The following is a 10,768-nucleotide window of genomic DNA, read 5'->3' as shown; positions in this document are numbered from 1 at the left end:
CCCGCCCGCGCGCGCGGGCCCCCGCCCACCGCGCCCGCCCCCGCCGCGCGCGCGCGCCCGACGCCACCGACCGGGCCCCCGGGGCCCCTTGGCCCGCGGGGGGCGGGCCGCGCTGGCGTTTTTCCGTGGGTTCCATGGCGTCATTCTCGACCGATTTCGCCAAATGCACAATGAAAAAATTTTTCACCAAAATCGCAGGCCGGATTCCTGGAAAACGAAAAATCCAATAAAATCAGCATATAGCCGTTGTTTTCTCTAAATGAAAAAATATTCTGGAAAAATTGAAAAATAGCCGGCGTGCTGACATCCTCAGCCAATCCAACAATGACAAACCCGTGGAGGGCTGGAAAATGGCCAGGATGCGCGCAGTCGATGCCGCGGTTCTCGTTCTCGAAAAGGAAGGCATTTCCTGCGCTTTCGGCGTGCCGGGCGCGGCGATCAATCCGTTCTATTCGGCGCTGAAGGCGAGGGGAACGATCCGCCACGTGCTTGCCCGTCACGTCGAGGGCGCCTCGCACATGGCGGAAGGCTTTACCCGGGCCAAGGCAGGCAATATCGGCCTGTGCATCGGCACTTCGGGTCCGGCCGGCACCGACATGATCACCGGGCTCTATTCGGCCGCTGCGGATTCCATTCCGATCCTGTGCATCACCGGCCAGGCGCCGCGGGCGCGGCTGAACAAGGAGGATTTCCAGGCCGTCGACATATCAGCCATTGCCGCGCCGGTCGCCAAATGGGCGGTCACGGTCATGGAGCCCTATCTCGTCCCCATGGCGCTGCAGAAGGCCTTTCACCTGATGCGCTCGTCGCGGCCGGGTCCGGTGCTGATCGACCTGCCGGTCGATGTCCAGCTGGCCGAGATCGAATTCGACATCGATGCCTATGAGCCGTTGACGCCGTTCAAGCCGGCCATGACGCGCGCCCAGGCCGAAAAGGCGTTGACCATGCTCAACGCCGCCGAAAAGCCGCTGATCGTCGCCGGCGGTGGCATCATAAACGCCGATGCGTCGGATTTGCTGATCGAATTCGCCGAGATTTCAGGCGTGCCGGTCATCCCGACCTTGATGGGCTGGGGCGCGATCCCCGACGACCACCGGCTGATGGCCGGCATGTGCGGGCTGCAGACCTCGCACCGCTATGGCAATGCGACGATGCTGGAAGCCGATTTCGTCTTCGGCATCGGCAACCGCTGGGCCAACCGTCACACCGGCTCCGTCGATGTCTATACCAAGGGCAAAAAATTCATCCATGTCGACATCGAGCCGACGCAGATCGGCCGTGTCTTCGCGCCGGATCTCGGCGTCGTTTCGGATGCTGGTGCTGCGCTGAAGATGCTGCTCGACGTCGCCACCGAGTGGAAGACGGCAGGCAGACTGCGCGACTGGTCCGGCTGGGCGAAGGAATGCCAAGCTCGCAAGAAGACGATGAAGCGCAAGACGCATTTCGACCAGGTGCCGCTGAAGCCGCAGCGTGTCTATGAGGAGATGAACAAGGCGTTCGGCCGCGACGTCACCTACGTCACCACGATCGGCCTGTCGCAGATCGCCGGCGCGCAGTTCCTGCATGTCTACAAGCCGCGCAACTGGATCAATTGCGGCCAGGCCGGCCCGCTCGGCTGGACCTTGCCGGCTGCCCTTGGCGTGCGCGCCGCCGATCCCGACCGGACCATCGTGGCGCTGTCGGGCGACTATGATTTCCAGTTCATGATCGAGGAACTGGCGGTCGGCGCCCAGCACAAGCTGCCCTATCTCCATGTCGTGGTGAACAACGCCTATCTCGGCCTGATCCGCCAGGCGCAGCGGGGTTTCTCGATGGACTTTGAGGTCGACCTTGCCTTCGAGAACATCAACCGGGCAGGCGATCCCGAGGCCGGCTACGGCGTCGACCATGTTGCCGTCGCCGAGGCCATGGGCTGCAAGGCGGTCAGGGTGCGCAAGCCGGAAGAGTTCGCCGGTGCCTTCAAGGAGGCGCAGCGGTTGATGAAAGAACACCGGGTTCCGGTTGTCCTCGAATTCATCCTCGAACGCGTCACCAACATCTCGATGGGCACCGAGATCGACAAGATCACCGAATTCGAGGACCTTGCCGAGAGCCACGAAGATGCGCCGACGTCGATCGTCATGCTGGATTAGGCTTGGCGGAGAAAAGGAGAAAAAGAATGCCGCGTTTTTCAGCCAATCTTTCGATGCTCTTTGGCGAGCATGAGTTCCTCGACCGTTTCGATGCCGCCGCCCGCGCGGGGTTCAAGGGTGTCGAATATATCGGCCCCTATGACCATGCGCCCGATGCCGTCGCCGCCCGGCTGAAGAAGAACGGCCTGACCCAGGTGCTGTTCAACCTGCCGGCCGGCGACTGGGGCAAGGGCGAACGCGGCATTGCCGTGCTGCCGGACCGCGTGCCGGAATTCCGCCAGGGGATCGCCAAGGCGATCACCTACGCGCAGGCGCTCGGCTGCCAGCAGGTCAATTGCCTGGCCGGCATCGCGCCCGCCGGCGCCGACCGCAAGGTGCTGGAGGACGTCTTTGCCGAAAACCTCGCCTTCGCGGCGGAAAAGCTGGAGCAGGCCGGCATCAGGCTGCTGATCGAGCCGATCAACACGCGCGATATCCCGGGCTTCTTTCTCAACTATTCCGATCAGGCGCTGGCGCTTATCGACCGTGTCGGGTCGAAGAACCTGTTCCTGCAATACGACATCTATCACATGCAGATCATGGAGGGGGATCTCGCCCGTACCATCGAGGTAAACCTCGACCGCATCGCGCATATCCAGCTTGCGGACAATCCAGGCCGTCACGAGCCGGGGACGGGCGAGATCAATTTTCCCTTCCTGTACGAGCACATCGACCGCATCGGCTATTCCGGGTGGATCGGGGCGGAATACAAGCCGAAGGCCGGGACGGAGGCTGGGCTGGGGTGGTTTCAAGCATTAGCCGGGCAGGGAAGTGCTGCGGCCTAGCCAACGCCGCGCCCCCTCATCCGGCCCTTCGGGCCACCTTCTCCCCGGTGGGGAGAAGAGACAGGCACCAACGTCGGCTTCTCTTCTCCCCTCGGGGGAAGATGGCCGCGCTAGCGGCCGGATGAGGGGGCGTTTCACACAAGCAACTGGAGAACCAAAATGGAAACCATCGGCTTCATCGGCCTCGGCATCATGGGCGCACCGATGGCGGGGCACCTGTTGGACGCGGGCTACAGGGTCATAGCCAGCGACCATCGATCGAAACTCTCAGCCGATCTCGTCGCCAAGGGCCTAACGTCAGTCACCGGCCATGCTGCCGTGGCGAAGGCCGCCGGCATCATCATTCTGATGGTGCCCGACACACCGCAGGTCGCCGATGTGCTGTTTCACGAGAACGGCGTCGCGTCCGGTCTGACCAAAGGCAAGCTGGTCATCGACATGAGCTCGATCTCACCGATCGAGACCAAGATTTTTGCTGGGAAAATCAACGGTCTAGGCTGCGACTATCTCGACGCGCCGGTCTCGGGCGGCGAGGTTGGCGCCAAGGCGGCGTCGCTCACCATCATGGTCGGCGGCGAGGAGAAACCCTTCGAGCGCGCCAAGCCCGTGTTCGAGAAGATGGGCAAGAACATCACCCTGGTCGGCCCCAACGGCGTTGGCCAGACCACCAAGGTGGCCAACCAGATCGTCGTCGCGCTGACTATTGAAGCCGTCGCCGAAGCGCTTGTTTTTGCTTCGAAAGCCGGCGCGGATCCGGCCAAGGTCAGGCAGGCGCTGATGGGCGGGCTGGCGGCTTCGCGCATTCTGGAAGTGCATGGCGAGCGTATGGTCAAGCGCACCTTCGCCCCGGGTTTTCGGATCGAACTGCACCAGAAGGATCTGAGCCTCGCGCTGGAGGGCGCGAAAGCGCTCGGCGTGTCGCTGCCCAACACGTCCACCACGCAGCAGCTGTTCAACGCCTGCGCGGCCAATGGCGGCGCCAAGGAGGATCATTCGGCACTGGTCAGGGCGCTGGAGAGGATGGCCGATTTCGAGGTCGGCAGCGAGGCAGCCGGCACCCGGGGCAAAGCGGCATAGGTCAGGAGAGGGCGGCGCAACGTTCCCAAGCCGCCAACTCCTGGCCCATCGAAGAACGGGTTCCGGCGTCTGTCGGGACCCGTTTCTCGTCGAGATGGTTTTTTGGCTTAGCCGCGCTTCAAAAATGCCCGTGCCACGTAAAGGCTGATCGCTGCGGCATTCGATACGTTGAGCGAATGGATGGCGCCGGGCATGTCGAGCCGCGCCAGCGTGGTCACCGTCTCGCGGGTCTTCTGGCGCAGGCCCTTGCCTTCGGCGCCCAGCACCAGGGCGATCTTTTCTCCGGCAAAGCTCTTTTCGAGTTCGGCCGGCGCGTCCGAATCAAGCCCGATGGTGCGAAAGCCGGCCTCGTGCAGCTGGCCGAGCGCTTCGGCGAGGTTCTTCACCTCGATCTGGTCGATGTGCTCCAGCGCGCCGGAGGCGGATTTCGCCAGCACGCCCGATTCCTGCGGGCTGTGGCGGGCGGTGGTGATCAGCGCGCCGGCGCCGAAGGCGACCGCCGAGCGCAGGATGGCGCCGACATTGTGCGGGTCGGTGATCTGGTCGAGCACCAGCACCAGCTTCGCGTCACCAAGCGCATCGAGCCGCTTGGCTTTAAGCGGCTCGGCCTCGATCAGCACACCCTGATGCACGGCATCCGACCCGGTGATCTTGTCGATATCCCTGGGTTCGACCAGTTCCGTCTTGAAGGGCAGGGCGGCGAGATCGGCGATTTCGAGGCGCTCGGCCGCATTGCGCGTCACCAGCATCTTCCTGATCTTGCGGCGCGGATTGTCGAGTGCGGCGCGAACCGTGTGCAGGCCGTAGAGCCGCACCAGTCCGTCCGCGGCATTTTCGCCCGGCGGAACCGGCTGTCGAGGCCGGAACGCCGGCGCGCCGCCGCTTTTCTCGTCGCGATAGGCGCGGCGCAGCTTGGCGTAATGGGTGTCTTTGGGGGTGTTGGTTTTATCGCTCATGGCTGGCTTCTATAGCGGTGTCCTCCGGCCAAGGATATGGCCCGCCGTCACAGCCGGCGAACAACATCGAAAAACGCTGGCTGCGCGGTTGACACCCAATGGCCTTGCCGCCATAAGGCGCTGCGCTGGTTTCGGAGAACACATAACTCGGGTCCGGATCGGCGTGAATGCCTCGTTGCATGGCTCCGGCGGCAGACTGGAGAGGTGCCCGAGTGGTTAAAGGGGACGGACTGTAAATCCGTTAGCTTAGCTTACGTTGGTTCGAATCCAACCCTCTCCACCACTGCCGGCCCGGAAGCCCTGAAACGCGACAAGAATCGGACCGGAAAGTGCATGGCGCTTTTCGGATGAATCCGGTACTTCAGGTAAGGCGCGGGTATAGCTCAGTGGTAGAGCAGCAGCCTTCCAAGCTGAATATGCGGGTTCGATTCCCGCTACCCGCTCCAGACACTCATCCCATCACCGGCAAGCCGAAGCACCGCGCACGAAGCGCAGCGCTCCAATTGTCGTGGCTGCGCCGCGTCAGCTGTTGAACGCGGATGCGACCTGGTGCTGCTGCGGCACCTGGCCGTTCGGCGTCAGCTTGTCGACGATGCCGGGCAGGGCGGTGGACAGTTGCTTGAGCAGTTCCTGCTCGTCCAGTCCGGTCCGTTGCGCGATCTCGCGGATGATCTGCGGTCCGATCGCGGCGCCAAGATCGTTGGCGTTGATCGACTGGTTCTGGCCGGTTCCGACCCAGGAGTCCGCGGTGTTGCCGTGACCGGCGTCCCGGAGCTTTTCGAGCAGTCCGCCCAAGCCGCCCAGCAGGCCACCGTCGGCGGATGTGGTTTCCGTCGGGACGGGGGCGGTCGGAGCGGGCACGGGAGACTGTTCCGGCTCTTCGGCACTTCTGCCGCTCAGCATCTTGCCGACCAGCAATGCGCCGAGTGCGATCATCAGAGGTTTGGTGATGTTGCCGCCGGGAACGGCGTTGTCAAAAAGTCCCATCGTGGATCCTCCATAGCGACCAAGGCCCGACCCCTCCTCAACAATGAAGCATTCGGGCGGAATTTCAAGCTGGCTTGAGGTTTTGACAATCATATGAAAATGTTCGGCTGGCGAGGGGATGGAGAGGAAAAAATGGGTATCATCAGCTGGATCATTCTCGGCGTGGTCGCCGGCTTCATAGGCAGCAAGATCGTCAACAAGACCGGCCAGGGTGTCATAATGGATATCGTGCTGGGCATCGTCGGCGCCATTGTCGGCGGGCTGATCTTCAGTGCCTTCGGCGCATCGGGCGTCACCGGTCTCAACATCTACAGCCTGATCGTTGCCGTCATCGGGGCGGTGGTTGTTCTGTGGGCCTACCATCAGTTCAGCGCAAGGCGGACGCTTTAGGCGCCTGCGGATCGTCTGAGGTTTCGAGTTTCTGAAGGCAAGACCGGCTTCAGGCCGGTATGCCCGGCAGTGGCTTGCCTATGGCATCGGGGCGGCGAAAACAAAGATCGGCGTTCCCGCAATGAAACGAGGCTAGGCGACGACGGCCAACCGGCGCTGGCGCTGATCCAGCGACACGATGGTCAGCCCGCTGCCGACGACCAGCAGGATGCCACAGACCGCCAGTGTGTTGGGGAATTGCCCGAACACCAGCAGGCCCGAAATGACCGCCCAGACGGTGAAGCAATAGTAGAACGGCGCCACGGCGCTGGTCGGTCCGACGCGATAGGCCATGAAGATGAAGAAGTGGCCGAAGATCAGGAAAAATCCAGCACCTGCCATCAGCAGCAGGTGATGCGCCCCGGGCATGACCCAGCGTTCGGAAACAAGATGCGCGGCGCCGGCGCCGATCAGCACCACCACGACGGCGGAAATCGCCACGATCATTCCCGGCACCTCGGCCGAGACCCGCCGGCCGGCTAGGTCGCGCGCCGCTGCAAGGGCTGCGTTGCCGAGCGCCAGCAGGGCATAGACCGAAATGCCTTGCATGGTCGGCTGCGCCACCATCAGCGCGCCGACGAAGCCGAGCCCGATCAGCGCCATGCGCCGGCCGCCGATCCGCTCCCCAAACAGGATCGAGGAGCCAACCAGCATCAAGAGCGGCGTGATCTGGCCGAGCGCGGTGGAATCGGCGATCTGCATGTTGGCGAGCGCGACCACATAGCAAAGGATCGCCGCCAGCTCGAGCACGTTCCGGCTCAGGACGCGCTTGTCGAAGATCAGCGGGATCTGCTTGCCGTAGCCCAGCGCGAACAGCAGCGGGAAGCCCCAGAGGGCCGCCGCGGCACCCCGCAGAAACAGCACCTCATAAGACGGCAGGCCCGCCGTCGCGAGCTTCATCATTGTATCGTTGACGAGATACGACCCCGTCGAGACGATCATGAACAGCGGGCCGCGGATAGAGACAGGGATGAAATGCATCCGGCCACAAGATCAGAGGCGGATGGCGGCGGCAATGGTCCATGGCCTGGCCATGATTCAGACAGGGCCGGGCAAGCAAGCCGGCGCTTTCGCGGCCTCGATCGGTCGGCCCGCTACCCCTTCATTTTGCCCGGAGCCTTCCTATATCAGCGCCACATCCCCGCAATCGGATCGATGGTTCGGACTGAGTGAGACGGCACCCGGCCAAAAGACGCTTGTGTTTTTTGGCCTTTGTCGCTAATCGCCCCGCATTCGACTGAACTGAAGGTCTTCGACCGAACTGAAGATCCGGGCCGTCCAAGGAAAGAGACAATGGCAAAAGGTAAATTCGAGCGTAACAAGCCTCACGTGAACATCGGCACGATTGGCCACGTCGACCATGGCAAGACGTCGCTGACGGCGGCGATCACCAAGTATTTTGGCGAATACAAGCGCTACGACCAGATCGACGCTGCCCCTGAAGAAAAGGCGCGCGGCATCACGATCTCGACGGCTCACGTCGAATACGAGACGGCCAACCGCCACTACGCTCACGTCGACTGCCCCGGCCACGCCGACTATGTGAAGAACATGATCACCGGCGCCGCGCAGATGGACGGCGCGATCCTGGTCGTGTCGGCTGCCGACGGCCCGATGCCGCAGACCCGCGAGCACATCCTGCTGGCCCGTCAGGTCGGCGTGCCGTCGATCGTGGTGTTCTTGAACAAGGTCGACCAGGTCGACGACGCCGAGCTGCTCGAACTGGTCGAGCTCGAGGTTCGCGAGCTTCTGACCAAGAACGAATTCCCCGGCGACGACATTCCGATCGTCAAGGGTTCGGCTCTGGCTGCTCTCGAAGACTCGGACAAGAAGATCGGTGAAGACGCGATCCGCGAGCTGATGGCTGCGGTCGATGCCTACATCCCGACGCCGGTCCGTCCGCTCGACAAGCCGTTCCTGATGCCGATCGAAGACGTGTTCTCGATCTCGGGCCGCGGCACGGTCGTGACCGGCCGCGTCGAGCGCGGCGTGGTCAAGGTCGGCGAGGAACTCGAGATCATCGGCATCCGTCCGACGACCAAGACGACCTGCACGGGCGTGGAAATGTTCCGCAAGCTGCTCGATCAGGGCCAGGCTGGCGACAACATCGGCGCGCTGCTGCGCGGCGTTGATCGTGAAGGTGTCGAGCGCGGCCAGGTTCTGGCCAAGCCGGGCACGGTGAAGCCGCACAAGAAGTTCGTGGCCGAAGCCTACATCCTGACCAAGGACGAAGGTGGCCGTCACACGCCGTTCTTCACCAACTACCGTCCGCAGTTCTACTTCCGCACGACCGACGTGACCGGCATCGTGTCGCTGCCGGAAGGCACCGAGATGGTGATGCCGGGCGACAACATCACGGTCGATGTCGAGCTGATCGTGCCGATCGCCATGGAAGAGAAGCTGCGCTTCGCTATCCGTGAAGGCGGCCGCACCGTCGGTGCCGGCATCGTCGTCACCATCAAGGAATAACCGAGCCCGGCATTCGCCGGATCGACAAGAAAGGGCGGTCTTCGGGCCGCCCTTTTTGTTTGCCGGGCTATCGGCTGCCGCCCCGTCGGCCGAAGCCTGTTGCAAGGCTCTGGACCTCGTCTAGTATAGGTTGCATCAAGGGGCTTTTTCCAAATGGTTCCAAGGCGGTATTTTCATCGTCGGGCATTGTGGCTGCTGGCTCTGACCTGGCTGATTGCGTTGCTTGCCACAGGCCCGGCAGCCTTCGCGGCGGATGCGGCGCCGGATCTTGGGCCGACGATGCGGTTCGGCATTGTCCGCAGCAACGCAGCGGGGTGCGAGCCGATCTGCCCGGAATGGATATCGGCCGAGGGCTCCATAGAAGCCGGAACTCCGGCGCTCTTCAAACGCATGCTGAAGACGCTTGGCGGGCGGAAACTGCCTGTTGTCGTGGATTCTCCCGGCGGCAATGTCGAGGCGGCGCTGACGCTTGGCCGGCTGATCCGCAAGAACAAGCTCGATATCGCCATCGGCAAGACGGTGTTTTCCAGCTGCCAGCCCGACGCGAAGGGGTGCCAGGACCGTGACGCCCGCTACTTCGGCGATGTCATCGACTATGGCGCCATGTGCAATTCCGCCTGTCCTCTGATGTTTGCCGGCGGCATCAGGCGAGTGGCCGGCGAATGGGCCTATCTCGGCGTCCATCAGATCACCACGACCTACATCCGCACGAAATTGCAATACCGGACCACCTACCGGATCGTCGGGGGCAAGAAGAAGATCCTCAACACGAAGATCGTCAGCCGCAAGAACGCCGGCAGCTACAAGACCTACGAAATGAGCAAGTCGGTGGAGAAAAAGCTGGCGGCCTACCTGGACCAGATGGGCATCGAACAAAGCATGCTCGAAACGATGAAGGGCACTCCGGCCAGCGAAATCCACCAGATCGCCCTCGATGACATGCTGGCGATGAAGCTGGTCACCAGCACGGACGCCGTGGGCCTGTTGACCGCGGCGAGCCTGTGCCAACCCGGCCGCCTGGCCACGAATTGCCGGGAGGTGCCGGGGAACAAGCCTGATGGCCTGATGGCGACCGCGGCCAGGCCTACTCCGCCAGCGATCGAACCCGAGGCAGCGCGGCGCGATGAAGACATGCGCTTCGTTGTCGTTCGCGGCACCAATCCGCTCTGCAATCCAGACTGCCCGGAATGGATCTCGGCGGAAGGCGCGATCACCCCCCAGACCCCGCAGAAGCTGCGCCAGCTGCTCGCCACGCTCGGCAAACGGCAACTGCCTGTCGTGATCAGCTCGAAGGGAGGCGACCTGTTCAGTGCCCTGGCGGCGGGACGGCTTATCCATCAAAAGAAGCTCGACGTCGCCGTTGGCCGCACCGACTTTGTCGGCTGTGACCCAGGAGCGTGGAATTGCCTGGCCAAGGAGGGCGCCTATGCCGGGCTGAGCATCGATGCGGGCGTGGAGTGCGATTCGGCCTGCGCGTTCATGCTTGCCGGCGGCATCAGGCGGCTTGTCGGTCCCCAGGCGCGACTTAGCCTCTACCCGATGGGGCAAAAGCTGATGGTCAAGGCTTACCTGGAGGAGATGGCGATCAGTTCCGCCCTGTTCGCGGCGATCGAGCGGCGCTCGGTCGAGCGCCGGCTGGAACCCGACATGATGCTGAAGGTTGGCCTGACGACGAGCCTGCAATCGGTCGACGCGCTGACCGGCGCCACCATTTGCGAGGCGGTGCCAAGACCCGAGAATTGCCGAATCCGGCCTTCCGCCAATGCCGAGGCTGACGCGCCGGCCAAATTGTAGTGCGCGACGGAGCCCGAAACTGGCCATCGAGGCAGGTTGAGCCGCTTTCGATTTTTCCGCTATCGTCGCTGCTGGCGCTTCAGGCAGGCGGAGGATCGAG

Annotated in this window: 9 protein-coding genes and 2 tRNA genes; 8 read left to right on the top strand and 3 right to left on the bottom strand. The window is 63.0% G+C overall.

Features of this window, described 5'->3' with window-relative positions; translation table 11 throughout:
- Window positions 1–350 precede the first annotated feature (350 nt).
- The 3 genes from gcl (at window position 351) to AC0L2D_RS29255 (ending at window position 4,033) form a co-directional block, all read left to right on the top strand.
- A complete protein-coding gene (gene gcl / locus AC0L2D_RS29265) occupies window positions 351–2,132 on the top strand; it encodes a glyoxylate carboligase (protein WP_127367506.1) in 1,782 nt (593 codons plus the stop codon).
- Between the two features lie 26 nt (window positions 2,133–2,158).
- On the top strand, window positions 2,159–2,956 hold the full coding sequence (gene otnI, locus AC0L2D_RS29260; protein WP_127367507.1) for a hydroxypyruvate isomerase: 798 nt from the start codon (window positions 2,159–2,161) through the stop codon (window positions 2,954–2,956).
- A 159-nt stretch (window positions 2,957–3,115) separates the two neighbouring features.
- Complete coding sequence (locus tag AC0L2D_RS29255; protein ID WP_473543649.1) at window positions 3,116–4,033, top strand: 2-hydroxy-3-oxopropionate reductase; 918 nt, start codon at window positions 3,116–3,118, stop codon at window positions 4,031–4,033.
- A 107-nt stretch (window positions 4,034–4,140) separates the two neighbouring features.
- On the opposite strand, the gene rlmB is transcribed toward AC0L2D_RS29255, so the two are convergent.
- Window positions 4,141–4,989, bottom strand: coding sequence for a 23S rRNA (guanosine(2251)-2'-O)-methyltransferase RlmB (gene rlmB, locus AC0L2D_RS29250; RefSeq protein ID WP_027163677.1), 849 nt, complete (start codon window positions 4,987–4,989; stop codon window positions 4,141–4,143).
- Between the two features lie 198 nt (window positions 4,990–5,187).
- Here rlmB and AC0L2D_RS29245 point away from each other — a divergent pair.
- Window positions 5,188–5,272, top strand: a tRNA-Tyr gene (locus AC0L2D_RS29245).
- Window positions 5,273–5,361: 89 nt separating this feature from the next.
- Window positions 5,362–5,435, top strand: a tRNA-Gly gene (locus AC0L2D_RS29240).
- 76 nt (window positions 5,436–5,511) lie between these two features.
- Here AC0L2D_RS29240 and AC0L2D_RS29235 read toward each other — a convergent pair.
- A complete protein-coding gene (locus tag AC0L2D_RS29235; RefSeq protein WP_024505802.1) occupies window positions 5,512–5,976 on the bottom strand; it encodes a YidB family protein in 465 nt (154 codons plus the stop codon).
- A gap of 132 nt (window positions 5,977–6,108) precedes the next feature.
- Between AC0L2D_RS29235 and AC0L2D_RS29230 the strand changes: the two genes are divergently transcribed.
- Window positions 6,109–6,366: a GlsB/YeaQ/YmgE family stress response membrane protein gene (locus AC0L2D_RS29230; RefSeq protein ID WP_013531402.1), complete on the top strand. Its 258-nt coding sequence runs from the start codon at window positions 6,109–6,111 to the stop codon at window positions 6,364–6,366.
- Window positions 6,367–6,498: 132 nt separating this feature from the next.
- On the opposite strand, the gene AC0L2D_RS29225 is transcribed toward AC0L2D_RS29230, so the two are convergent.
- A complete protein-coding gene (locus AC0L2D_RS29225; RefSeq protein ID WP_063168074.1) occupies window positions 6,499–7,386 on the bottom strand; it encodes a DMT family transporter in 888 nt (295 codons plus the stop codon).
- Window positions 7,387–7,698: 312 nt separating this feature from the next.
- Between AC0L2D_RS29225 and tuf the strand changes: the two genes are divergently transcribed.
- Window positions 7,699–8,874, top strand: coding sequence for an elongation factor Tu (tuf, locus tag AC0L2D_RS29220; protein WP_013531404.1), 1,176 nt, complete (start codon window positions 7,699–7,701; stop codon window positions 8,872–8,874).
- A gap of 153 nt (window positions 8,875–9,027) precedes the next feature.
- Window positions 9,028–10,668: a COG3904 family protein gene (locus AC0L2D_RS29215; RefSeq protein WP_473543646.1), complete on the top strand. Its 1,641-nt coding sequence runs from the start codon at window positions 9,028–9,030 to the stop codon at window positions 10,666–10,668.
- The last annotated feature ends 100 nt before the right edge of the window (window positions 10,669–10,768 follow it).

It is taken from the genome of Mesorhizobium sp. WSM4833 (genome assembly GCF_055811095.1).
Note: the sequence above shows the minus strand (reverse complement) of the source record. Positions and strands in the feature narration are given on the sequence as shown.